This window comes from Erwinia sp. CGal63 (genome assembly GCF_037026505.1).
Lineage (GTDB): Bacteria > Pseudomonadota > Gammaproteobacteria > Enterobacterales > Enterobacteriaceae > Erwinia.
Map to the genome: position 1 here is coordinate 177154 of NZ_JAKUMN010000006.1, position 23709 is coordinate 200862.

General features: G+C 58.4%; 18 protein-coding genes and 1 other annotated feature. Of the genes, 8 read left to right on the plus strand and 10 right to left on the minus strand.

Annotation, left to right across the window (positions count from 1 at the left end; all coding sequences use genetic code 11):
- Positions 1–19: 19 nt before the first annotated feature.
- Complete coding sequence (gene cueR / locus MKZ79_RS17735; protein ID WP_336143959.1) at positions 20–430, minus strand: Cu(I)-responsive transcriptional regulator; 411 nt, start codon at positions 428–430, stop codon at positions 20–22.
- A gap of 247 nt (positions 431–677) precedes the next feature.
- Between cueR and copA the strand changes: the two genes are divergently transcribed.
- The 5 genes from copA (at position 678) to ybaK (ending at position 6036) form a co-directional block, all read left to right on the plus strand.
- Entirely contained in the window at positions 678–3182 is a 2505-nt protein-coding gene (copA, locus tag MKZ79_RS17740; protein ID WP_336143960.1) for a copper-exporting P-type ATPase CopA, read from the plus strand.
- A gap of 456 nt (positions 3183–3638) precedes the next feature.
- Positions 3639–4022, plus strand: a complete 384-nt coding sequence (locus MKZ79_RS17745) for a putative holin (protein WP_336143961.1) — start codon at positions 3639–3641, stop codon at positions 4020–4022.
- The gene (locus MKZ79_RS17750; protein WP_336143962.1) at positions 4022–4309 is read left to right on the plus strand and encodes a phage holin family protein; all 288 of its coding nucleotides are present in this window, start codon (positions 4022–4024) and stop codon (positions 4307–4309) included. Before MKZ79_RS17745 ends, MKZ79_RS17750 begins: the two co-directional genes overlap by 1 nt.
- 275 nt (positions 4310–4584) lie before the next feature.
- A complete protein-coding gene (locus MKZ79_RS17755; RefSeq protein WP_336143963.1) occupies positions 4585–5415 on the plus strand; it encodes a TraB/GumN family protein in 831 nt (276 codons plus the stop codon).
- 135 nt (positions 5416–5550) lie between these two features.
- Positions 5551–6036 carry a Cys-tRNA(Pro)/Cys-tRNA(Cys) deacylase YbaK gene (gene ybaK, locus MKZ79_RS17760; RefSeq protein ID WP_336143964.1) on the plus strand — a complete coding sequence of 162 codons (486 nt, stop codon included), beginning with the start codon at positions 5551–5553 and terminating at the stop codon, positions 6034–6036.
- On the opposite strand, the gene MKZ79_RS17765 is transcribed toward ybaK, so the two are convergent.
- Positions 6033–6899, minus strand: a complete 867-nt coding sequence (locus tag MKZ79_RS17765; RefSeq protein ID WP_336143965.1) for a LysR family transcriptional regulator — start codon at positions 6897–6899, stop codon at positions 6033–6035. The two genes, ybaK and MKZ79_RS17765, sit on opposite strands and share 4 nt — an antisense overlap.
- Positions 6900–6984: 85 nt before the next feature.
- Here MKZ79_RS17765 and MKZ79_RS17770 point away from each other — a divergent pair, with 85 nt between their 5' ends.
- Positions 6985–7419 carry a multidrug/biocide efflux PACE transporter gene (locus tag MKZ79_RS17770; protein WP_336143966.1) on the plus strand — a complete coding sequence of 145 codons (435 nt, stop codon included), beginning with the start codon at positions 6985–6987 and terminating at the stop codon, positions 7417–7419.
- On the opposite strand, the gene ushA is transcribed toward MKZ79_RS17770, so the two are convergent.
- Complete coding sequence (gene ushA / locus MKZ79_RS17775; RefSeq protein ID WP_442897175.1) at positions 7408–9153, minus strand: bifunctional UDP-sugar hydrolase/5'-nucleotidase UshA; 1746 nt, start codon at positions 9151–9153, stop codon at positions 7408–7410. The two genes, MKZ79_RS17770 and ushA, sit on opposite strands and share 12 nt — an antisense overlap.
- Before the next feature lie 439 nt (positions 9154–9592).
- Between ushA and ybaL the strand changes: the two genes are divergently transcribed.
- On the plus strand, positions 9593–11275 hold the full coding sequence (gene ybaL, locus MKZ79_RS17780; RefSeq protein ID WP_336143968.1) for a YbaL family putative K(+) efflux transporter: 1683 nt from the start codon (positions 9593–9595) through the stop codon (positions 11273–11275).
- Between the two features lie 10 nt (positions 11276–11285).
- Here the strand turns inward: ybaL and MKZ79_RS17785 are convergent, their stop codons facing one another.
- The 7 genes from MKZ79_RS17785 to dnaX all read right to left on the minus strand — a co-directional run bounded on the left by MKZ79_RS17785 (position 11286) and on the right by dnaX (position 19651).
- Positions 11286–12590: an inosine/guanosine kinase gene (locus MKZ79_RS17785; RefSeq protein WP_336143969.1), complete on the minus strand. Its 1305-nt coding sequence runs from the start codon at positions 12588–12590 to the stop codon at positions 11286–11288.
- A 74-nt stretch (positions 12591–12664) separates the two neighbouring features.
- Positions 12665–13624, minus strand: coding sequence for a ferrochelatase (gene hemH, locus MKZ79_RS17790; RefSeq protein WP_336143970.1), 960 nt, complete (start codon positions 13622–13624; stop codon positions 12665–12667).
- A gap of 115 nt (positions 13625–13739) precedes the next feature.
- A complete protein-coding gene (gene adk / locus MKZ79_RS17795) occupies positions 13740–14384 on the minus strand; it encodes an adenylate kinase (protein WP_336143971.1) in 645 nt (214 codons plus the stop codon).
- 351 nt (positions 14385–14735) lie between these two features.
- On the minus strand, positions 14736–16610 hold the full coding sequence (gene htpG / locus MKZ79_RS17800; protein ID WP_336143972.1) for a molecular chaperone HtpG: 1875 nt from the start codon (positions 16608–16610) through the stop codon (positions 14736–14738).
- Positions 16611–16706: 96 nt separating this feature from the next.
- Positions 16707–17312 (minus strand): recombination mediator RecR, encoded by a 606-nt coding sequence (gene recR, locus MKZ79_RS17805; protein WP_336143973.1) that lies wholly within the window; start codon positions 17310–17312, stop codon positions 16707–16709.
- The gene (locus tag MKZ79_RS17810; RefSeq protein ID WP_336143974.1) at positions 17312–17641 is read right to left on the minus strand and encodes a YbaB/EbfC family nucleoid-associated protein; all 330 of its coding nucleotides are present in this window, start codon (positions 17639–17641) and stop codon (positions 17312–17314) included. The genes recR and MKZ79_RS17810 overlap by 1 nt, the downstream gene beginning before the upstream one ends.
- Positions 17642–17695: 54 nt before the next feature.
- The gene (gene dnaX, locus MKZ79_RS17815; RefSeq protein WP_336143975.1) at positions 17696–19651 is read right to left on the minus strand and encodes a DNA polymerase III subunit gamma/tau; all 1956 of its coding nucleotides are present in this window, start codon (positions 19649–19651) and stop codon (positions 17696–17698) included.
- Positions 18290–18351, minus strand: a sequence feature (DnaX frameshifting element). (Overlaps the previous gene by 62 nt.)
- A 475-nt stretch (positions 19652–20126) precedes the next feature.
- On the opposite strand from dnaX, the gene MKZ79_RS17820 reads away from it, so the two are divergent.
- On the plus strand, positions 20127–23687 hold the full coding sequence (locus tag MKZ79_RS17820) for an autotransporter outer membrane beta-barrel domain-containing protein (RefSeq protein ID WP_336143976.1): 3561 nt from the start codon (positions 20127–20129) through the stop codon (positions 23685–23687).
- The last annotated feature ends 22 nt before the right edge of the window (positions 23688–23709 follow it).

Here is a 23709-nt window from a genome sequence, read left to right on the forward strand (position 1 = left end):
CAGCCTTCCTGAAGCGCCTTCAACGCACGCTTTCGCTGCGGCAGCATCCCGCCAGGTTATTGATAATAGGGCAGTCGGCGCTCTCATCGCCCGGACAGCTGGCGGCCAGCGCCAGCAGGCGCTCGCGCATTTGGTTCAGTTCGCTGATATGGGCTTCAATCTCTGCAACCTTATGCAGCGTCCTGGCTTTCACTTCACCGCTGTGGCGGTGCGGATCGTGAAAGAGCGAAAGCATTTCCCGGCACTCTTCCAGATTAAAGCCTACCTGTCGGGCCTGGCGTAGCAGCGTCAGCTCCTCCAGGTGCTTTGTCGTGTAGTTGCGATAGCCGTTTTCGGCCCGCTCCGGAGCCGTGAGCAAGCCCTTCTCTTCGTAAAAACGGATGGCCTTGCTGGTCAGCCCGGTTTTTCTGGCTACGTCGCTGATGTTCATACGCGATCTCATCTGCTGAATTTCGCTCAATTTTAGCACTCTCCCGAGGGAGACTAAAACGCTTCTGCCCGATAGCTATAAATGGAAGCGCAGGCTGTTTTTCCCGGAGATGGAGGCGCCTGCAAAACAACGGCGGTGTGATCAGGGCAGGATTCTCTGTGAATCAAAACTGGCTTGACCTTCCCCTTGATGGAAGGTTTACCCTTATCTACCGTTGATACTGAAACCTATTCGCAAGGAGTTTTATATGTCACATACGATCTTGCTGACGCTGGACGGCCTTTCCTGCGGCCACTGCGTAAAAAGAGTTAAAGAGACGCTGGAGCAGCTTGCCGATGTCGAACAGGCTGAAGTCTCCATTCATGAAGCGCGCGTGACCGGCGAAGCCAGCACGCAGACGCTTATCGACGCTGTCGAAAAGGCGGGCTATCACGCCGTGCCGGCGGACGGCGCGCGCCCAAAGCCTGAACCGCTGACAGAATCAGAATCCCAGCCGGAAGCGCTGACAGCGGTCCACTCTCAGCTTCCGGCGGACGACGACAGCTTTCATCTGCTGATTGACGGCATGAGCTGCGCCAGCTGCGTTAGCCGCGTGGAAAACGCGCTACGGCAGGTGCCCGGCATCACCAGAGCGCAGGTGAATTTAGCGGAACGCAGCGCGCTGGTGATGGGAGAAGCATCGCCCGCTTCGCTGATTCAGGCAGTGCGGGACGCGGGCTATGAGGCTGAAATCATTGAGGACGAGAGCGAACGGCGCGAGAAACAGCAGCAAACGGCGCTGAAAGCGATGCGCCGCTTTCGCTGGCAGGCCTTGCTGGCGCTGGCGTTCGGTCTGCCGCTGATGGGCTGGGGCATGATTGGCGATAATATGGTGCTGACGGCCGATAACCGTGCGACCTGGCTGACGCTGGGCGCGGTTACGCTGGCGATTATGCTTGTCGCGGGCGGCCATTTTTATCGCAGCGCCTGGCGCAGCCTGCTGAACGGCAGCGCCACGATGGATACGCTGGTGGCGCTTGGCACGGCAGCCGCCTGGCTTTACTCCAGCGCGGTCACTCTTTGGCCCGCTGCTTTTCCGCCAGAAGCGCGCCATCTTTATTATGAAGCCAGCGTGATGATTATCGGTCTGATCAATCTGGGCCATATGCTGGAACAGCGCGCGCGTCAGCGCTCTTCACAGGCGCTCGAACGTCTGTTGGATCTGACGCCGCCCGTCGCCAGAGTCGTGGCGGCAGGCGAAGAGAAAGTTGTTCCGCTTAGTGAAGTGACGCCGGGAATGACGCTGCGCCTTGTCACGGGCGATCGCGTGCCCGTTGACGGCGTGATTTCTCAGGGTGAAGCCTGGCTGGATGAAGCCATGCTGACCGGCGAAGCGCTGCCGCAGGAAAAAAACCCAGGCGACAATGTACACGCAGGCACGATGGTACAGGACGGCAGCGTGCTCTTTACCGCCAGCGCGGTCGGTAAAAACACAACGCTGTCGCGCATCGTACATCTGGTACGTCAGGCGCAGAGCAGCAAGCCGGAACTTGGCCGGCTGGTAGACAAAATTTCTGCCATATTTGTTCCGGCGGTGGTAGCCATAGCGCTGGTGAGCGGCGCGATCTGGTACTTTATCGGCCCCGCGCCGCAGATTGTTTATACGCTGGTTATTGCCACCACGGTACTGATTATCGCCTGTCCCTGCGCGCTGGGTCTGGCTACGCCGATGTCGCTGATGGCCGGTATGGGTCGCGCCGCCGAGTTCGGCGTGCTGGTACGCGATGCCGATGCGCTACAGCGCGCCAGCACGCTTACCACGTTGGTGTTTGATAAAACCGGCACGCTGACCGAGGGCAAACCTCGGGTAGTCGGGATAACGCTGTTTAACGGCGCTGACGAAAAGCAGGCGCTGACGCTGGCGGCGGCGCTGGAACAGGGATCGCAACATCCACTGGCGCGCGCCATGATCGAACGGGCGCAAGGGCTTGCGCTGCCAGAAGTCAGCGGTTTTCGAACCCTGGGCGGCCTGGGCGTCAGTGGCCAGGTTCAGGGCGAAACCTGCTGGTTGGGCAACCGCGAAATGATGGTGCGGCAAAACGTGGCTACCGCAGAGATGGATGAGCTTATCGCGGCTCAGGCGGCAAAAGGCATGACGCCGGTGCTGCTGGCCGTGGAAGGCCAGCTAAAGGCGATGTTCTCGCTACGCGATTCGCTGCGCGAGGAGAGCGTCGCCACGCTGCGGCATCTGCGCCAGCAGGGCTATCAGCTGGTGATGTTGACGGGTGACAATCAGGCGACCGCCCAGGCTATTGCCAGAGAGGCCGGCATAGAGAAAGTCATTGCCGGCGTGTTGCCCGACGGCAAGGCGGCGGCAATCAGTTCGCTACAGCAACAGGGCGCGCGCGTAGCCATGATTGGCGACGGCATCAATGACGCGCCGGCGCTGGCGCAGGCGGATGTCGGCATCGCTATCGGCAGCGGCAGCGATGTGGCGATTGAGACGGCGGGCATTACGCTGATGCGCCACAACCTTGCCGCCGTTGCGGATGCGCTGGCCGTGGCGAAAGCGACGCTGCGAAACATGAAGCAGAATCTGCTGGGCGCCTTTATCTACAACGCCTGCGGCATCCCGATAGCGGCTGGCGTGCTCTATCCGCTGACCGGAACCTTGCTGAGCCCGGTGGTCGCCGGCGCCGCGATGGCGCTCTCTTCGGTTACGGTAGTCAGTAACGCCAACCGCCTGCTTCGCTACCGACCGCCGCAGAAATAGCACGGGTTCTGTTCGCAAAGCCAGAACTATAAAGCCGGCATAAAAAGTGGCCTGGGCCTCTGTTTATGCCGGCAAATAAGTGTTGTAAGGCTTTCTCTCTTAACCTCTGCATTTTATTTAAAACGTAACACCGCCATCATTAATATTAATAATAAACCTGCAACCCCATTGCAAATCGTCTGCTTTATTCAAAGCAACATACGCTTTCAAATTAGCGCATGACCAAAATTCATTTAAGCTACCTGTTTATCTTAATAAAGAATAAATAATGCCTTTATCTTCTGCCTCCCAATATATTAGCTCAGAGAAAGTTAATCTCAATGCAGGCAGATTCTGTTATCGGTAGCCTTTTTCCAGACAAACGATGCTTTCTGTTAGCCAGCGGCTGCAACATTACAAGGAATATCAACGATACCGGGTCGCCAGCAGCAATTTTTGTGTGCGGAGGATAAGGTGATGGCAGCAACTGTAACGATGATAACAGCAAAAAGCCCTAAAGGCTGGGAAACGGTAGCGCTGAATTTGCTGGAGTTATTTACCTCTGTCGACTATGCGATCGCCTTCGGCGCGCTGGCCGGCTCCATCTGCTTTGTGGTGACGGCCCCTAACCTCAACCGTCGTCAGGTGCTGGGTTACTTTATATTTGGCTACGCTGTTGGCGTATCCGGCGCCAGCTTTGTCGCTCACCAGGCGGCAGAATATTTTAATTACAGGGAAAGCAGGCTGGATACGTTAGCCGCCGTTTTGATCTCCGCCCTGGCCGTGCAGGGCTATTTCTGGCTTAAAAATGGCGGTTTAATGGAGCTGCCTTTTATCAAGAAGTTGCTGGGAGGAAAATAATGAAAACCGATCTGTTAAGCCTCATCGATGCGGCGATTTGCGTGGCGATAGCGCTTCGGATTATGCTTTTTTATAAAGCAGATAAAACTTATAAAAAGGCAATTTCCTGGATTGCAGCGGGTTTAATTTTATTTTATAGCAACTTCGCCCTGCTTTGGCTATTCGGCTATTATCAAAGCAGCTGGCCGATGGCACTGTTCAATCTGCTGAGCGGCATTGTCGTTTTCGCCGTACGCGGCAACGTGGCGAAACTGATGGCGTTTGCCATACGCGGTAAACAGGTTTAATCGCTTAATAAGACGTTTTACGCTGAGTCAGGCTGGAAGCTGGCAAACGCCATTCTGTCAATATGCCTCTCAGAAACAGCGATGTTCGACTTGCGACTGAACCCGGCCCTGTCGCTGGCTGACTTAGCGGAGGCTCAGCCGCCGCCCTCGCCGCCTCCAGGCACGCCGCCGTGCAGGCTACCAGACGCCTTTAGTCTCTGTCTGAAAGCCCCGTTCTGCTCTGTTCCTTCTTAAGCTAAACCGTTAGCATGATCAAAACTAACGAGGCGGAGCCTATGGGAAAACTATTGCAGCAGGCTGCGGCGCTGTGGCGCAAACTCTCGCCGACGCGCTACGCCTACCCGGCGCAGGATATGACGCTCGGCGCTCGCCGTCTGCATCTGGTCGGCAGCATTCATATGGGAACACAAACCATGATGCCGTTGCCGACGCCGCTGCAGAAAAAGCTGGCGCAGGCGGATGCGCTGATCGTCGAAGCGGATATTACTTCCGGCGCCTCGCCTTTTAGCGAAAGCGAAGTCTGCCCGTCGCTGGCGGAGCGGCTGAACGCCGAAGAGCTACAGGCGCTGCAGCGTCTGTGTCGTGAGGTGGCTATTGATGCGGAAGCGATCGACACGCTGCCTGCCTGGCAAATCGCTCTGATGCTGCAGGCTCAGCAGGCACAGCGTTTGGGGCTGCGGGCGGACTACGGCATCGATTTTCAACTGTTGGGCGCGGCGAAGGCGCAGGGGAAAAAGATCATTGAGCTGGAAGGGCCACAGGCGCAGCTGGCGCTGCTGAAAGCGCTGCCGGACAAGGGATTATCGCTGCTGCAGGATACGCTAAAGCACTGGCACACCAACGCTCGCCTGCTGCAAACCATGATCGGCTGGTGGCTGGAGTCGCCGCCTGCCGACAGTCATCCTGTTTTGCCCGGCACCTTTAACAGTTCGTTGAACGAGGTACTGATGCTGCAGCGCAACCGAAGCTGGCAACATCAGCTGACGGCGTTGCCGCCCGGAAATTATGTTGTCGCGGTCGGCGCGCTGCACCTTTATGGCGAAGGAAACTTGCCCGGGCTGTTGAAAAAAGGCGAAAAAAAAGGCCAATATCGCTACCGGCCATGAATAAGATCTTTTTTTTCTGGTTTTAGTTCGCCTTCGACAGCTGTCGAAAGGGTGCATATTGTCGCCTGAAAGCCACAATTCCGCCAGTATTTTTTTTCACCAGTCGGTTCCTGACGAGCCTGATGGAGCAAACCCGTGACGCCAGCCGTAAAACTGCTTGAAAAACAAAAGATAAAATTCCAGCTGCACAGCTATGACCATGACAGCAGCGACACCCACTTTGGCGATGAAGCCGTGCGCAAGCTGAATCAGGATCCAAACCGGGTCTATAAGACGCTGCTGGTCGCGTTAAACGGCGAGCCGCAGACGCTGGCGGTGGCCGTAACGCCCGTCGCCAGCCAGCTGGACCTGAAGAATGTCGCCAGAGCGCTCGGCGCGAAAAAAGTCGAGATGGCCGATCCGCAAATCGCCCAGCGCGTGACGGGCTATCAGCTTGGCGGTATCAGCCCGCTGGGGCAGAAGAAGCGTCTGCCGGTGGTGGTCGATAAACTGGCGGAACAGTTTCCCACCATTTTTGTCTCCGGCGGACGGCGCGGGCTGGAAATAGAGATCGCGCCACAGGATCTGGCGCGTCAGCTAGCCGCCAGCTTCGCCGATATCGCGAAGCGCGAGCGGAGCTAGTTAGTCTGCGCCAGCAGCTGATCCGTCATCCAGCATCCTGCCGGGCCAGGCGGCGAAGTACGGGACCAGGCGACATCCACCGACAGGTTCTGCGGCCAGCCGCTGACCGGCAGTTCGCGCAGTACCTGATGTCCGAACTGCTGCACCAGCCAGCGCGGCAGTATCGTCCAGCCAAAGCCCTGCTCCGCCATCTCCAGCAGCAGCAGATAGGAAGGCGCCGACCAGACGCCGTTCCCCGAATGCGGACGCTGCTTCTCCACCCAGGTGTTCAGGCAGAGCTGCCGCTCGTTTTTCAGCGCTTTCTCGCTGACGCTCGCCTGCTGCGCCAGCGGATGATCCTGATGCAGATAAATTGCCATCTGCGCCTGCACCTGCAGTCTGGCCGTGGCGATATCGGCCGGGTAATGAGGCTGCACGCGGATCACACCAATATGCGCCCGGCCGGCCTGCAGCAGATCGATAACGTCAGCGTCTTCCGCGATCATGCATTCAAATTCAATATGCGGATAGCGATCGGCAAAGCGCCTTAGCAGCGATTCATGATAATCCGCCTGCCAGAAATCGGAGATCGCCATGCTCAGGCAGGGTTCCACCTCGCCGGTCAGACGAATCGCCAGCTCATCCAGCCGCTCGCTGGCCGCCAGCACTTCCCTGACCTGAATCAGCGCTCGCTGTCCGTTTTCCGTCAGAACTGGCGAACGCGCGTCGCGACTGAACAGCGCGAAGCCCAGATCCGCCTCCAGATTGGCGACGGCGGCGCTAATAGTGGACTGGCTTTTGCGCAGCGCCCGCGCCGCCGCAGAGAAAGAGCCGCTTTCCACGGTCTGCACAAAAGCCTGGAGAGATTCAGGTGAATAACGCATCAAAGTATCGCTTTTTTCGATAGGTGTTCATTTCAGCTTAACAAAATTTGCGGGCAAAATGGTTGCCTGACGTTAAGGAGAGTAAATGAGCCGTACATTAAAAGAACGTTTTTTCCATGCGGTTGGGTTTGAGGCGCTGGCCATCGTGCTGGTTTCGCCGCTGGCCGCGTGGGTAATGGATAAACCTCTTTTCCAGATGGGCGCGCTGGCGGTGATGCTGTCGACCGTCGCTATGCTGTGGAATATGATCTACAACGCCGGTTTCGATCGTCTGTTCCCGAACGGGCGTCGCGGCCTGCCGCTACGCATTCTGCACGCGCTGGCTTTTGAGGGCGGCTTTATCCTGATTGGCCTGCCGATCGCCGCCTGGATGCTGGGCGTCTCGCTGTGGCAGGCGCTGCTACTGGAAATCGGTTTTTTCCTGTTTTTTCTGCCCTACACGGTCGTCTACAACTGGCTGTACGATACGCTTCGCGCCAGATGGCAGCACAAAGCGCATCGCGTTCCCTCAGAACAGTGACGACCAGGCCTCGCGCATAGCCAGTTCAATACGCGCCAGCCGCCATTTTTTTGGCGGCTCGTCGGCTTTCTGCTCCGTAGCCGCCGCTTTTTGCTGATAAAGAATTTCGTCGTGCGGGGCGAAAGCGGCGGCCTGCAACGGCGAATGTTTCTCAATATACTGTTTCAGCACTTCGGCATCGACAAAGCCGGTGTTGACGTAGCCCGGCAGCTGCGTAATTACCGGATAGCCGTCTCCGCCCGTAGCGTTGAAGCTGAGCGTCGCCATACGATAAGTTTTATCCGCCTGCAGCGGCTCGCCTTTGATTTTGACGTTGTGAACGCCGCTGTCGTCGGCCGTCAGGCTGACGTTGGCGAACTGGGCGTAGGCGCCGGAATCGACCTGTTTATTGGCCACCACGGCCAGATATTTTTCCACCTCGCTGCCTTTCATATCGACGTAAACCAGCGTATTGCCGAACGGCTGCACTTTTAACACATCTTTATAGGTGATATCGCCGGCTTCAACAGAATCGCGCACGCCGCCGCCGCTCATTACCGCGAAATCCGCGCCGGTTCGCTCCATTTGCGCGCTCAGAATCACTCTGGCGAGATTGGTCTGCACAAAGCGGACCTTGCTGCGATCGCCTTCCAGATGCCCGTCGACGCTGCCGATTTTCACATTAAGCTGCGCTTCCCCTTTTTTCTGGAAAGGCGTCAGCAGCTTCATCATTGCCGGATTTTTGGCGATCTCCTGCGTATAGTTGATCCAGCTGACGCTGCCGTCGGCGTTGGTTACCTTGTGACGCAGGTTGATCGGCACCAGCTCATAGTGCTCCAGCGTCAGCTTGCCGTTAAGAAAGGTGAAATCGGCGCGGCCGATATATTTGCCCCACTCGTGCGCCTGTACAATCCAGGTGCCGTTCTGCCGATCCGGCTGGCACGGCGTGCCCGGCACGTAGTCGCTCTGCTTGACGTTTTCTTTAGCCATACAGACCGGATCCTGCGAGTGACCGCCCACAATCATATCCAGATAGCCTGCGGGCAGCTCACGCGCCATTTCCACATCGCCGGGAGCATTAGAACCGTGGTTGCCGTTGTCGTAATGCCCCATATGGGTCGCGGCGATAATCACGTCCGGTTTTTCGTGCTGGCGCAGCTCTTCCACTACCGCCTTCGCTTCCGTCGCCGGTTTATGAAAAACGATGTCGGTAAAATATTCCGGGTTGCCGATCTTCGCCGTATCGTCGGTGGTCAATCCGATAACGGCGATTTTTAGTCCCATGCGGTTAAACAGCGCCCAGGGCTGGAACAGGCGCTTGCCGGTGCTCTTCTGGTAAATATTGGCGGAAAGCAGTGGAAACTTCGCCCACTTTTGCTGCTGACGCAGCACGGAAAGCGGATTGTCGAACTCGTGATTGCCGATCGCCATCGCGTCATAGCCAACCAGATTCATGCCGCGAAAATCGGGTTCGGCATCCTGCAAATCGGACTCCGGCACGCCGGTATTAATATCGCCGCCGGAGAGGATCAGCACCGCACCGCCGTGCGCCTGCACGTCGTATTTAATCTGATCCATCATGGTTTTCTGCGCGGCCAGGCCATATTCGTCGTGCTCATTCTGCCAGAAGCGGCCGTGATGATCGTTGGTATGCAGCACGGTAAATTTGTATACCCGATCTTTTACCCAGGCCTGAGCAGCAATCGGCGCGCCAAGTATGGCCAGCGCCAACAGCGTCAGCGTTTTTTTCTTCAGTAAGAGCACAGCGGATCTCCTTGTTTAAGCACTTGTAAAGCTGGCGGTCTGAGGTAGCAATCTACTACAGGCGCGTCGAATGGCAAGCGGCACATGGCACCCGTCCCGAAAGACAATTTAAACACTCTAAGCGTGACGGGAAGATGTCTGTTAAATCTGCAGGGTTCCAGCAAAAATGGAGGACTCAGCCCGGTTCCGCACCACTCCCACGCAGGAAAAAGGCCCGCACTTCCACAGATAATTGCGTAATTCAGCCTGTTGAAGCCTTCACCCTGAACTCTTCAGACGCTTAACTGATAAAAAAGAGGAGATTAAGAGGTTTTTTGCCGCTAATGCTTTTTTTTCGCTTTTTTAAACCAATATTCTGAGCGAAGCAGCCGGTTATGCCATACACTTTAAACTTACATTCGGATACATTTGCACATACAAGGAGAAAAGCATGCACCACACCACCCCGCTTATCACCACTATAGTCGGCGGACTAGTTCTCGCTTTTCTCCTGGGTATGCTGGCGAACAAGCTTCGCGTTTCGCCGCTGGTCGGCTATCTGCTGGCTGGCGTGCTGGCCGGCCCTTTCACGCCCGGCTTTGTGGCCGATACCAATCTGGCGCCGGAGCTGGCGGAGCTGGGCGTAATCCTGCTGATGTTCGGCGTCGGGCTGCACTTTTCGCTAAAGGATCTGATGGCGGTTAAATCCATCGCGATCCCCGGCGCGGTCGCGCAAATCGCGGTCGCCACCTTGCTGGGTATGGGGCTTGCATCACTGATGGACTGGTCATGGATGACCGGCCTGGTCTTCGGTCTTTGTCTCTCCACCGCCAGTACCGTGGTGCTGCTGCGCGCGCTGGAAGAGCGTCAGCTTATCGATTCCCGACGCGGGCAGATCGCTATCGGCTGGCTGATCGTGGAGGATTTAGTGATGGTGCTGGCGCTGGTGCTGCTGCCGGCCATCGCCGGCATGTTCGAGGAAGGCAACGCCAGCGTCAGTATGCTGCTGCTCGATCTGCTGCTTACTATCGGCAAGGTTGTCGCTTTTATGGTGCTGATGATGGTGGTGGGACGACGCGCCGTTCCCTGGATCCTCGCCCGCAGCGCCGCTACCGGTTCAAGAGAGCTTTTTACCCTGTCGGTGCTGGCGCTGGCGCTCGGCATCGCTTTCGGCGCGGTAGAGCTCTTTGACGTCTCCTTCGCGCTGGGCGCCTTCTTCGCGGGCATGGTGCTGAACGAATCGGAGCTGAGCCATCGCGCCGCGCACGATACGCTGCCGCTGCGCGACGCCTTCGCCGTGCTCTTCTTTGTTTCAGTCGGTATGCTGTTTAATCCCATGATCCTGGTCGAAGAGCCGCTTGCCGTCGCGGGCGTGCTGGCGATTATCGTCCTGGGCAAGTCGCTGGCGGCGCTGCTGCTGGTCCTGCTGTTCGGCCATTCGCGCCGCACGGCGCTGACGATTTCCGTCAGCCTGGCGCAGATCGGCGAGTTCGCCTTTATCCTGGCTGGGTTAGGCATTTCGCTAAAGCTGCTGCCTGAGGAAGGCCGCAATCTGGTGCTGGCCGGCGCTATCCTTTCCATCATGCTCAATCCCGTTCTTTTCGCGCTGCTGCAGCGTTATCTGGACAAAAAAGAGACGCAGCAGGAACAGCAGCAGGCTCAGGCGATGCAGGAAGAGCAGCAAATCCCGGTCGATCTCTGCAACCATGCCATTATCGTCGGCTTTGGCCGCGTCGGCAGCCTGCTGGGAAAAATGCTGATGGAGAGCAATATTCCGATTGTGGTGGTAGAGAACAGCCGCACGCGGGTGGAAGCGCTAAGGGCGCAAGGGATCAGCGCGGTGCTGGGCAACGCCGCCCGCCCGGAAACTATGGATCTGGCGCGCCTGGACTGCGCGCGCTGGCTGCTGTTGACTATTCCCAACGGATTTGAAGCGGGCGAGATTGTTATCGCGGCACGCGAGAAGCGTCCGGCAATTGAGATCCTCGCCCGCGCTCATCACGACGAAGAGGTGAACTACATTACCGAACGCGGCGCGAATCAGGTGGTAATGGGCGAGCGGGAGATCGCCAACAGCATGTTAAACATTATGCTGGCTGCAAAAGATCGGGCGCCGCAGGCCTGCCCGACCTGAGGCGCAGCGCTTATCTTTCCCAGTAGGACTCTTCCAGGCTGTCTTCGCGCTCCGGCAGCCCGCGCGTCAGGCGCGGCGAGTGCTGGTTCAGCACCTGATAGCTGACGCGGTTGGCGTATTTGCAAACCTGCGCCAGCGAGGAGTAGGTCAGATAGCGTCGGCCATGTTTGCTGGAGTTGGGTACGTTCAGGCGATGATAGTCGTTGGCGGTGATATCATGCAGCAGCGCCGCCAGCGCGCCGTCGCCCGCACCGTTGGTGTTCATGATTTTTTCCGGGCCGCCCATGTAAGGCGCGATATGCGAGAAAATCCGTCGCGGCTGCTCGCAATCCTGATAGCGCATGGCGCGGCTGAACTCGTACTGGTTAAACTCCGGGATAGCGCCGGGCAGCAGCGGATGCTGAGTCTTACGCTTGCCCTCTTCTTCGGTATAGCCCGCCATATAGAGGCCGTTCGGCCCGGCGGTGCAGAGCACCAGATCCACCCAGTCGAGCGCCATATTGGCCGCCTGCAGCGGATCGCTGAAGCCGGTCAGCGCCTCGCCTTCCTCTTCGTTCATCGCCACTACGGAAACGTGATCGCGCAGGAAATCGCGCCAGAACTGCGGATTATCGCCAATCACATATTTAGTTCCCAGCGTCAGCACCACTGGCACATTGTGCTTTTTCGCCCAGGCGATGGCCTGCATGGTCGCTTCCGCCATCGGTTCGTCCGGCTTGCAGCGCAGCAGATAGGAGGTCAGCAGCAGCGCCGAAGCGCCGGCGACCACCTCTTCCGGAATGCTCTCTCTGCTCAGCTGGTTCATCATGCCCGGACTGATGGCGAAAGTCCGCTCGCCATGCTCGCCGATTAGCGTAAAGCAGCGGCCAATTGCGCCATCCACGCCCTGTAAATAGTTCAGGTCGGTACGGCTGGAGGTATTGCAGAGATAGCGGTAGGCGTAGCTGCCGATCTGCACGTTGCTACACATTACGCCCAGCAGCACCGAGCGATCGTCCGCCAGCACCGAATAGTTGTGCAGCGTGTTGCCGATGGTGCCGCCGGCGAACTGGTGCGTAATAAGATTATCGCGCGTCAGCTCCGCGTAGAGCGCTTCGGCAACGTCGTCCTCAATCACCAGCGAGTGACCCGCGCTCAGGCCATAACGCGCAATAAAAGCGTCATCCACTTTCGCTTCGATATCCACCAGGATCTGATCGATGCCGGCTATCCAGCTGGTCGCGGTTTCGCTCTCCTGCTGCACGGGCTGGAGCAGCGGATCGCGGGCGCTGACGGGAAAGTAGTGTTTGGATTTACGCTGGCCGGGAAATTTCATGTTGCTGACTTCAGGAAGGGATACAGGCAGGCAATGATAACAGGGATGCGGCTGACTGCCCACACCCCAGAGTTTTAACGCTGGCTGTTGACCAGCTCGACCATCATATCGATATGCAGCTCGTCGTCGTTCAGGGCCGGAATATATTCAAACTTGGCGCCGCCCGCATGCAGGAAGAACTCGCTGTTCTGCTCGCTGATCTCCTCCAGCGTTTCCAGGCAGTCGGCGGAGAAGCCGGGACTCATAACCTGTACGTGCTTCACGCCTTTCGCCGGTAGCGACTGCATGGTTTCGTCGGTGTAAGGCGTCAGCCACGGCTCGCGGCCAAAGCGCGACTGGAAAGTCAGCATCGCTTCGTGCTCTTTCAGGCCCAGCGCGGCGATCAGCGCTTCGCTGGTTTCCCGGCAGCGCTGCGGATAATCGTCGCCTTCATCGGCAAAACGCTGCGGAATGCCGTGGAAGGACATCACCAGCAGATCCGGCTTGCCGTGTTTGGCGAATGAGCGCTCCACCGACGCCTTCAGCGCGGCAATATAGGTCGGATGCGTGGCGTAGTCGCGAATAAACTGCACCGAAGGCAGGCTGCGATAGCCCGCAAAAACCTCAGTAATGCCGTCCCACACCGCCGCTACGGTAGAGCAGGAAAACTGCGGATAAAGCGGCAGCACGATCAGTCGGGTTACGCCCTGCGCCATCAGGCTGTCGAGCGCGCTCTTCAGGCTGGGGTTGCCGTAGCTCATGCCCAGCTCTACGGGCATATCGAGCCGCGCCGCCAGCGCCGCACGCTGCCGTTTACTGTAAACCATCAGCGGCGAGCCCTCTTCCATCCACACCGAAGCGTAGAGTTTGGCGACGCGAGGCGAGCGAATCGGCAGGATCGCGCCGTTCAGAATCGGCCACCACAGCCAACGCGGCGTATCGACTACGCGTTTATCGCTGAGGAACTGTTTCAGGTAGCGTTTAACAGCAGGCGTGGTGGGCGCGTCAGGCGTGCCTAAGTTCACCAGCAGCACGCCGGGTTTATCTTGCCGCATTGTTATTCCTTATCTGGCATCTCAGGTGATGAAAACGAGAATCATTTTAGCGGAAAATCGGGGAAGGAAAACCAATTGCTGTAGTAGGGCCGACTTTCATCGGCCCTGAAAGGCATTAACCGAAGATTTTTTCCAGCTCGGCGCTGACTTCAGACACTTTACGGGTGCCGTCAATTTTGTGGTAAGTGGTATTGCCCGCTTCCGCTTCCTTGCTGTAGTAGGCGATCAGCGGCGCGGTCATCTGATGGTATTCCACCAGGCGCTTGCGCACGGTCTCTTCCTGATCGTCTTTACGCGTGGTCAGCTCTTCGCCGGTCACGTCATCTTTGCCTTCAACCTTAGGCGGATTGAATTTCACGTGGTAGACGCGACCAGAAGGCGCGTGTACGCGGCGACCGACGATACGCTCGACGATCAGCTCGTCCGGCACGGCGAACTCCAGCACGTTGTCGATCTTAATGCCCGCTTCCTTCATGGCGTCAGCCTGAGGAATGGTGCGCGGGAAGCCGTCCAGCAGGAAGCCGTTACGGCAATCTTCCTGAGCAATGCGCTCTTTAACCAGGGCGATAACCAGTTCGTCAGTGACCAGCTTGCCCGCGTCCATCAGCTCTTTAGCCTGCTGACCCAGCTCGCTGCCGGCTTTTACCGCTGCGCGCAGCATGTCGCCCGTGGAGATCTGCGGAATGCCGTATTTCTCCATAATAAACTGAGCCTGAGTCCCCTTACCTGCACCCGGAGCACCGAGCAGAATAATACGCATTGCGTAAATCCCCTTGCGAATCGCTTTAATCAAGTTATGTAGGGCATGAACATACCATCATGCCCCTGTATCCACAAGGAACGCGGCGGTTAAGCCTGGTAACTACGCCTTGAAGTTACCGGTAACGTAAAGGGCTTTCGGCATTATTGACGCAGCTTTAGCGCGTTATGAAGGCTGGCGGGCTGAAAGCCCTGTTTTCAGACTCTTTCACCTGACGATAGCAGAATTGTTACCATCACTAACCTTATCGGCAGAAGATTTTGGGCAGGAGAGGCTGGCGGGAGAAGGAAGCTTTTACCTGGAAGATAAAAAGCGGAGAGCGAAAACCTCGACTCTCCGCTTTAAGCGGTTTTAGCCCAGCAGCAGCTGGTTCATACGGCGGATAAACTGGTTAGGATCTTCCAGCGTGCCGCGCTCGGCAAACATCGCCTGATCCAGCAGCAGCTCGATCCACTCGCCAAAGCGGGCTTCATCCTGCGTTTCCGCAGCACGTTTCACCAGCGCGTGATCCGGGTTCAGCTCGAACAGATACTTCACTTCCGGCACAGCCTGGCCCGCCGCGGCAAACAGTTTTGCCATTTGGGTGCTCATATCGTTGGCATCGGTGGTGACGATGGCAGGCGTATCGGTGAGGCGATGCGTCAGGCGCACTTCCTTCACGCGGTCGCCCAGCAGCGTTTTCACGCGCTCCACGAACGGCTCCAGCGCTTTTTCCGCTTCTTTCTGCTCTTCGCTCTCTTCGTCGGCCAGCTTGCTCAGCGCCTCATCGGCTTTGCTGACGCTCTGGAACGGCTTGCCGTCGAACTCGGTGAGGTAGCTCATCATCCACTCGTCGATGCGATCGGAGAGCAGCAGCACCTCAATGCCTTTCTTGCGGAACAGCTCCAGATGCGGGCTGCTTTTCGCGGCGGCATAGCTGTCGGCAGTGATGTAGTAAATTTTCTCCTGACCTTCCACCATGCGGCTGACATAGTCTTCCAGCGACACGGTCTGTGCGGAGCCTTCGCTGCTGGTAGAGGCGAAGCGCAGCAGCTTAGCGATGGTTTCTTTGTTGGCGCTGTCTTCCGCCGGGCCTTCTTTCAGCACCAGACCGAACTGCTGCCAGAATTTCTGATACTGTTCTTCGTCCTCTTTCGCCACTTTCTCCAGCATCTGCAGCGCGCGTTTGCTCAGCGCGTTACGCAGGTTCTGGGTAATACGGCTGTCCTGCAGGATCTCACGGGAGACGTTCAGCGGCAGATCGCTGGAATCTATCAGACCGCGTACGAAGCGCAGATAGTTCGGCATAAACTGCTCGGCGTCGTCCATGATAAAGACGCGCTGCACGTACAGCTTCAGGCCGTGCTTGTGATCGCGGTTCCACATATCCCACGGCGCCTGGGAAGGAATATAGAGCAGGCTGGTGTACTCCTGCTTGCCTTCCACGCGGTTATGGCTCCAGGTCAGCGGATCGGTGAAGTCATGGGCGATATGCTTATAAAACTCTTTATACTCGTCGTCGCTAATCTCGGACTTGTTACGCGTCCACAGCGCCTGCGCCTTGTTGATTTTTTCCCAGCTTGAGGTTTTTTCTTCCTCGTTATGCTCTTCGATCTCTACCGGCAGCGCGATATGGTCAGAGTATTTGCTGATGATGCTGCGCACGCGCCAGGCGTCCAGAAACTCATCTTCGCCTTCACGCAGATGCAGCGTGATCTCGGTGCCGCGATCTTCTTTGGTGATATCGGCGACGGTGTATTCGCCTTCGCCCGCAGATTCCCAGAACACACCTTCATCGGCGCTGGCGCCCGCCGCGCGGGTACGTACGGAAACTTTGTCCGCCACGATAAAGGCGGAGTAGAAGCCGACGCCGAACTGACCGATCAGCTGGCTGTCTTTTGCCTGATCGGAACCCAGCGACTCCAGGAAAGATTTGGTGCCCGATTTGGCGATGGTGCCCAGGTTTTCAATGACTTCTTCTCGCGTCATCCCGATGCCGTTGTCGCTCAGCGTCAGGGTACGATTTTCCTTATCAACAGAAACACGTACGCGCAGATCGCCGTCGCCCTGATAGAGATCCGGCGAAGAGAGCGCACGGAAGCGCAGCTTGTCGGCCGCATCAGAGGCGTTGGAGATCAGTTCGCGCAGAAAGATTTCTTTGTTTGAATAGAGGGAATGGATCATCAGGTGCAGAAGCTGTTTTACCTCTGACTGGAAGCCACGCGTCTCTTGTCCTTTCATGGTCATTGCTACCTCAGTTAACTTGGCGGTTTACGATGAGAGGTAGAATGGGGTCAACTGGCGGGTTTTCAAGACGGCACGACGTATCGTGCCGTTAAATGACTAAAATTTAATCTTGTGGCGCCCGGCCAGAGAGTGCGACAGCGTGGTGCCGTCCACCATCTCCAGCTCGCCGCCAACCGGTACGCCGTGCGCGATACGGCTGGCATCAACGCCATACTGTCCGCACAGTTCAGCGATATAGTTGGCGGTCGCCTCCCCTTCTACCGTTGGGTTGGTGGCCAGGATAACTTCCTGAATCGCTTCTTTTTCCAGCCGCTGTTCCAGCCGGTCAAGACCGATATCGTTCGGGCCAATGCCATCCAGCGGCGAAAGATGCCCCATCAGCACAAAGTAACGGCCGGCGAACTGGCCGGTCTGCTCAATGGCGTGAATATCGGCCGGGCTTTCAACCACGCAGATTAATCCGGTCTGCTGACGACGAGCGTTGGCGCAGATGGTGCAGATCTCCTGCTCGGTAAAGGTGCGGCAATCCGCACAGTGACCGATTTCCGACATGGCGCGGGTCAGCGCCTGCGCCAGGCGCATACCACCGCTGCGATCTCGCTGCAGCAGCTGAAACGCCATGCGCTGCGCCGACTTCGGCCCCACGCCGGGCAGGCAACGCAGCGACTCCATCAGGCTTTCAAGGAGCGGGCTGGTCTGCATCAGAACGGCATCTTAAAGCCAGGCGGCAGCTGCATCCCGCTGGAGACCGCTGACATCTTCTCTTTCTGCGCTTCCGCGACGCGACGCGCGGCGTCGTTAAAGGCAGCAGCGACCAGATCTTCCAGCATCTCTTTGTCATCTTCCAGCAGGCCTGGATCGACCTCCACGCGCTTACAGTTGTGCGCGCCGTTGATGGTCACCTTCACCAGGCCCGCGCCCGATTCGCCCGTGACTTCCATCGCTGCGATCTCTTCCTGCACCTGCGCCATTTTGTCCTGCATTTGCTGGGCCTGCTTCATCAGGTTGCCCAGTCCGCCTTTTCCAAACATAGTTCTCTCTCTTCAAGAAGGGCCGCACTCGCGCCGAAGCCCGGGCGCAGCGTTTCAAAGGGGGCGAATACTCTCTTCATCCACGTCCGCGTCGAAGAAACGACACAGCGTCTGAATATGATTATCCGCGATAATTGACTGACGCGCCTGCGCCAGTTTCTCTTCGTAGATTTTTTGTCGCCATTCCAGCGGCGTTAACACCGCCGGATTATCGTCTTCAATCAGCGTCAGTTCAACCGGCCTGCCCGCCGCGGCGCTTAACGCCTCGCTCAGCGCTTTCTGCGCCGAAGGCGAGTTCAGATGGCGCTGGCTGGAGCGCAGATGCAGGCAAACGCCGTTTTCCGTCTGCTCTTTCCAGGCGTTCAGCGCCAGCTGCTGCACCAGTTTCGGCAGCGTCAACCCGGCGATCTCTGCCGCCCAGGCGTCGCGCTGCTGCGACTCTGCGGCCAGTTTCGCCATCAGCTCCGGGGTTTTCTCATGTTCCAGCGCCGTACGCAAGGCTTTGGGCGTCGCCACCGGCTCTGGCTTCGCCTCGACGGTTTGCGCTTTCCAGCGATAGGCTTCCGGTTTTACCGGTTCAGGCGCGGCAACGGCGCTCTGCCGCTGCTGGCCACGCTCGGTCGCGGCAGCCAGCCGCTCCAGCGCCGAGGCTGCCGGCCGCGCGTTGGGCGCTGCCGGCTCACTCTTTTTTACTTTGGTCGCTCCCTGCTGACGCAGTCGCGTTCGCGCCTGCAGCAGCTGGCTGGTGGCGTCCGGGAGCGGCGCGCTGTTCTGCCCGGCATGTGTTGGCGCCGGCCCCGCTGGCGGTTCGCTGTTGACCACGGACGGCGACGGAATATTCTCCGGCTGTCGGGCCGCCTGCGGGGCTGCTGGCTGCGGTTGCGGTACCATCGCAGGCCGCGCCACCGGCTCGGCAATCACCTGTTTAGGATGAAAAGCCAGCGCGCGCAGCAGCGTCATCTCCACGCCCATGCGGCGATCGGGCGCCAGCGGCAGCTCTTTGCGGCCAACCAGCAGCGTCTGATAATAGAGCTGCACGTCGGCAGGCGGCAGTACCCGAGCCAGCTCGCGCAGACGCGGCTCCACGCCCGCAAACTCTTCGCCCAACGCGGAAGGCAGCAGCTGAATCATCGCCACGCGGTGCAGCAGCGTCAGCATCTCCACCAGCAGCGCCTCCCACTCGACGCCGCGCGAAGCGGCCTGATTCAGCAGAGCCATTACCTGCTCGCCCTCGGCGTTCACCAGCGCTTCGATCAGCGCCAGCGGCTGCTCATCATCCAGCGTGCCGAGCATACTGCTGACCGTCGCGGTGGTAATCTGCCCTTGCCCCATCGCAATAGCCTGGTCGGTGAGGCTTAGCGCGTCGCGCATACTGCCATCGGCGGCTCTCGCCAGCAGCTGCAGCGCGCGCGTTTCCGCTTCGATCTGTTCCGCCTGCAGCACGTGCTCGAGCTGGCCGCGGATCTGGGCGACATCCAGCGCCTTGAGATGAAACTGCAGGCAGCGGGACAGAATGGTCACCGGCAGCTTTTGCGGATCGGTAGTGGCAAGCAAAAACTTAACGTGCTCGGGCGGCTCTTCCAGCGTTTTTAACAGCGCGTTAAAGCTGTGGCGCGAGAGCATATGGACTTCGTCGATAAGGTAGACCTTGAAGCGGCCGCGTGCCGGCGCGTACTGCACGTTGTCCAGCAGATCGCGGGTATCCTCGACTTTGGTGCGCGAAGCGGCGTCGATTTCGATCAGATCGACAAAGCGTCCCTGTTCGATTTCACGGCAGTTATCGCACTTGCCGCAGGGCGTAGCGGTAATGCCGGTTTCGCAGTTAAGGCCTTTCGCCAGCAGACGGGCGATAGTGGTTTTCCCTACGCCGCGGGTGCCGGAAAAAAGGTAAGCGTGATGGATGCGGCCAAGCGACAGGCCGTTAGCCAGCGCGGTCAGCACGTGCTCCTGACCGACGACATCACTGAACGCCTGGGGACGCCATTTGCGGGCCAGTACCTGGTAGCTCATTCGTGATTCATCATTGATTTATAAGGAATAATTCATCTAAACACCGTTAACCCGTGTTTTAGCCTCGTTGCTGATTGCCGCTATAGTGTACCAGTACGGCCAGGGTCATTCCTATCAATTTGCACAAAACCCCTGGTTAAATCCGCAGGCGCCGCGTGGCGGGCAAAATGCCGGGCGAATTTATATCAGAAATATTAACGTGAAGCCGCGCATAAAATTACCAGCCCTGTTCTCCCCTCCCATTTAAAATAAAAACCAGTCACTTTTCCTAAAATTGAAAAAGGCATTTACCCTCGTATAAGAAGAGTATTTAATAAAAAAACACCCTGGAAATTTGGTTATTAAAACAGAACAGAAAGGAGTTCAGAAACCTTAAGAAACGCAAAAAATATCGATGGCCCAACTAATTGAATAATATAAACTTTATAAGAAATATTTCTACAGACCTTGTTAAATAAAAAAATGGACTATTAAAATGAAGAATAAGGAAAAGGGATTTCATCCTGAGGGTATATTAAAGAAAAGAGGCTGGCTTACCGCTTTTAATGCGCTGGCGATAATCACCTTACCTGCTCTGTTTGCTGCTAACACCGTGCGGGCGCAGGATAATATTACCGTCGGCACTCAGGGCGCCAGCGGCGCCAGCGGCGGAAGCGCCAGCCAGGCGGGTGACGCCGGCAATGGCGGCAATGGCGGCAACGGCGGTAACGCAGCGGGAAACCGCGATGGCAGTGACGGCAGCGACGGCTTATCGGGCGCTAACGGCGCTAACGGCACGCCAGGCGTTGACGGCACCGCCGGGCTAAGCAATGCAGGCATTTCCGCTACCTTACGTAACGTCAAAGGTCAGTTGGGAGAACTGCGGGTTGGCGCGAACGGCGGCAGCGGCGGCTTAGCGGGCAGTGCTTCCGCCGGCGCTGATGGCGGCGCGGCCGGAAAAGGCGGCAATGGCGGTAGCGGCGGTACTTCCGGTATGGGCGGCGCAGGCGGCGACGGTGGCGATGGCGGCAACGGCGGTAAGGGCGCGAACGGTGGCAGCGGCGGCAGCGGCGCGACCGGCGGTGACGGCACACTGACGGTAAACCAGAGCAATTTCTCCAGCACTAAGCTGGCGGTAGGCGGCGCCGGCGGCGCGGCCAGCGCTGGCGCAGAAGGCCAGAACGGCGGCGACGGCGGCAAAGGCAACAGCGGCGGCGAAGCAGGCGTATCCGGCTTACAGGCGGCGGGCGGCATCCCGGGCAACGGCGGAAAAGGCGGTACGGGCGGCGCTGGCGGTAGCGGTGGCAATGGCGCCAGCGGCGGCGACGGCGGCACCGGCGCCCTGACGTTTAACAGCACCACGCTGACGGTAAGTAATACGCTGACCGTCGGCGGCGCGGCTGGTAAAGGATCGAATGGAGGCAATGGCGGCGAAGGCGGTAACGGCGGCGATGCCGGACAGACGGCCGATCCCTACGTGGAAACCAATATCACCGGTGAAACAGGCGACAGCGGCGACGGCGGCTATGGCGGTAAAGGCGGCAGCGGCGGTAAAGGCGCAGACGGCGGCAGCGGCGGCGCAGGAACGCTGTTGCTTAACAACAGCACCGTCAGCGCGCAGTCGCTAATGGTCGGCGCAAACGGCGCGGACGGTGGCAACGGCGGTAATAGCGGCAGCAACGGCCAGGCTGGCAAGGCGGATAGCGTGGCGTCGGCCGGTAAAGGCGCGGCCGGTGGCCAGGGTGGTAACGGCGGCAATGCCGGAAGCGCCGGAGCGGGCACCATGACCGTGGAAGGCGGCAAGCTGACGCTGAGTTCAGGCGTCTGGATTGGCGGCAACGGCGGCAACGGCGGCGCCGGCGGTTCACTGCAGGGCAGCAGCGGCGCCGGTAGCGGCGGCAACGGTTCCGACGGCGCAGCGGGGACGCTCTGGTTCAACAGCGGCACCATTAACAACAGCGGCGTACTGCAGCTGGGCGGCCAGGGCGGCAACGCTGGCGACGGCGGCATCAACAACGGCGCTAAAGGCCGCTCCGGCAATGGCGGCGCGGCGGGCAACGGCGGCAGCGGCACAGCCATCTTTACCAGCGGCAGCGGCCAGATAGGCGCTACCGTTCAGCTGGGCGGCGCCAACGGCAGCCACGATGGCGTGTTAAACAGCAGCGCCCGGGCGCAAACGGCGGGCGCTGGCGGCGCCGGCATACTGGAAATTCGCGGCGGCTCTTTTACCGCCGGCACGCTTTCTATCGGCGCTTCTACGGTCTGGAACACTTTGCAGGGCAGCGTTTCTACGGCGGACAGCCAGTATCTGCAAAGCGGCGGCTCGTTTCAGGTCAACACGACGGAGTTCAATAGCGGCAGCCTGATCGTTAATAACGGCACCTTCGCCAGTAAAACGCTGGAGGCCAACCAGGGAACGCTGACCGTGAGCGGCGACGGCACGGTAATATTCGGCTCGACAGAGCTGAACGTCGATAACTGGCAGGAAAGCGTGGCTCGCCTGGAGCAGGAGCTGAACAAGACCTGGAGCGGCAAACTGATCCTGAGCGGCGACAACACCATCGATTTCTCCAGCAGCGATCTCAGCTGGCGGATCGGCGGCGACGCCGCCACTTCGGGGCTGGGATCTTCCTCGCTGACGGTGATCAAGGCACGATCTTATATTGATTCCGGCAAGGCCGCGTTAGCGTTAGGCAGCGCGCAAATCGACGATCGGGCCAGCCTGCTGGTTATGACGGATGACGGCGTTAGCACCGGAGAGAGTTTCACGGCCGTTTCTGGCACGGACGCGCTCTCAGCGCCCAGCTGGAAAATGGCCAACATCAGTACCACCAGCCGTATGCTGGACGTCTCCTCTTCTGCCAGCGCCGAGGGAACTCAGCTGACGCTGCAAACGGCCGATCTCGGCACTACCTTGCCGCGGCTCTCTTCCGGTTCGGCAGGCCTGCTTAACGCGATGGTCAGCCAGATTGGCGTAAACACCACATCCGACAACGCCGCCCAGCAGTTGATCTCGCAAACCACAGATATACGTTACGTCAGCGATGCCGCTACCGCTGCGCGTATCGTGGAGTCCGCCATCAATTTCGCCTCCGTGGCTAACGTCGCAGGCACCGGTTACCAGGTGATGTCCGCCGCTACCCGCGCCCTCTCCCGCCATCTTTCTCAGGGCGAACACTTTTTCGAGGGCACGCCGCTGGAGGAAGGCTTCAACCTGTGGACGTCGCTGGTGTATGACAACAGCGAGTTAAAAGGCTACAACTCGGGCGGCTTCAACAGTAAAAGCAAAACCTGGCTGGGCGGCGCGTTTATCGGCGCAGAGGATACGCTAATCACCCAGGACGAGGCCATTCTGAAAACCGGCGGCGCATTTAACGTCGGTCGGGGAAAAAGCCGGGCGCGCGGCAACCTTTATCCGGTGAAAAGCGACCTGGATTTCTGGGGACTGTCGGTATACGGCAGCTGGCTGAACAATAACTGGAACCTGATGGCCGACGTAAACTACTCGCGGGTCACGCATGAGATGGATATGTCGCTGCCGGCCGCAGGCTATGGGAAAATTTCCGGCAAAGCGAAGTCGACTATTCTCGGCGGCGGTCTGCGGGCGGAATATCTTTTCAGTACGCCTTATATGGATGTGATGCCGCATATCGGGCTGCGCTACAGCAAACTGAAAAACAACAGGTTCAGCGCGCGCAGCAGCGGAAAATCGCTGTTTACGAACGGCGCCGCTTCCGCCACGCTATGGTCGATGCCGTTAGGCGTCAGCCTGGCGCGCGAATTTCAGTTTGAATCGGGCTATACCCTGAAACCCAGAGTGGATTTCTCGTTTATTGCCAACACAGGCGATACCACGCACGGTACCAGAGTGAGCATGGCTGACGTAAACGGCTCGGCGTGGAGCGAATCCCGTATTGCCGACAGCTCGGCTTTCGGCCTTAGCGCGGGCGCGCTGCTGCAAAAAGGCGACCTGACCTATGGGCTGAACTACGACGTGCAAAAATCGTCGCATGAAACCGCTCAGGCCGTTTCCGCGTCGTTCAATCTTAAATTTTAAGCACAAAAAAGGCTGGCGCCTG

Bases quoted from the DNA above. Each gene is read 5' to 3' on its own strand.
- cueR (WP_336143959.1), bottom strand. From the start codon at position 430: ATGAACATCAGCGACGTAGCCAGAAAAACCGGGCTGACCAGCAAGGCC.
- copA (WP_336143960.1), top strand. From the start codon at position 678: ATGTCACATACGATCTTGCTGACGCTGGACGGCCTTTCCTGCGGCCAC.
- MKZ79_RS17745 (WP_336143961.1), top strand. From the start codon at position 3,639: ATGGCAGCAACTGTAACGATGATAACAGCAAAAAGCCCTAAAGGCTGG.
- MKZ79_RS17750 (WP_336143962.1), top strand. From the start codon at position 4,022: ATGAAAACCGATCTGTTAAGCCTCATCGATGCGGCGATTTGCGTGGCG.
- MKZ79_RS17755 (WP_336143963.1), top strand. From the start codon at position 4,585: ATGGGAAAACTATTGCAGCAGGCTGCGGCGCTGTGGCGCAAACTCTCG.
- MKZ79_RS17765 (WP_336143965.1), bottom strand. From the start codon at position 6,899: ATGCGTTATTCACCTGAATCTCTCCAGGCTTTTGTGCAGACCGTGGAA.
- MKZ79_RS17770 (WP_336143966.1), top strand. From the start codon at position 6,985: ATGAGCCGTACATTAAAAGAACGTTTTTTCCATGCGGTTGGGTTTGAG.
- ybaL (WP_336143968.1), top strand. From the start codon at position 9,593: ATGCACCACACCACCCCGCTTATCACCACTATAGTCGGCGGACTAGTT.
- MKZ79_RS17785 (WP_336143969.1), bottom strand. From the start codon at position 12,590: ATGAAATTTCCCGGCCAGCGTAAATCCAAACACTACTTTCCCGTCAGC.
- hemH (WP_336143970.1), bottom strand. From the start codon at position 13,624: ATGCGGCAAGATAAACCCGGCGTGCTGCTGGTGAACTTAGGCACGCCT.
- adk (WP_336143971.1), bottom strand. From the start codon at position 14,384: ATGCGTATTATTCTGCTCGGTGCTCCGGGTGCAGGTAAGGGGACTCAG.
- htpG (WP_336143972.1), bottom strand. From the start codon at position 16,610: ATGACCATGAAAGGACAAGAGACGCGTGGCTTCCAGTCAGAGGTAAAA.
- recR (WP_336143973.1), bottom strand. From the start codon at position 17,312: ATGCAGACCAGCCCGCTCCTTGAAAGCCTGATGGAGTCGCTGCGTTGC.
- MKZ79_RS17810 (WP_336143974.1), bottom strand. From the start codon at position 17,641: ATGTTTGGAAAAGGCGGACTGGGCAACCTGATGAAGCAGGCCCAGCAA.
- dnaX (WP_336143975.1), bottom strand. From the start codon at position 19,651: ATGAGCTACCAGGTACTGGCCCGCAAATGGCGTCCCCAGGCGTTCAGT.
- MKZ79_RS17820 (WP_336143976.1), top strand. From the start codon at position 20,127: ATGAAGAATAAGGAAAAGGGATTTCATCCTGAGGGTATATTAAAGAAA.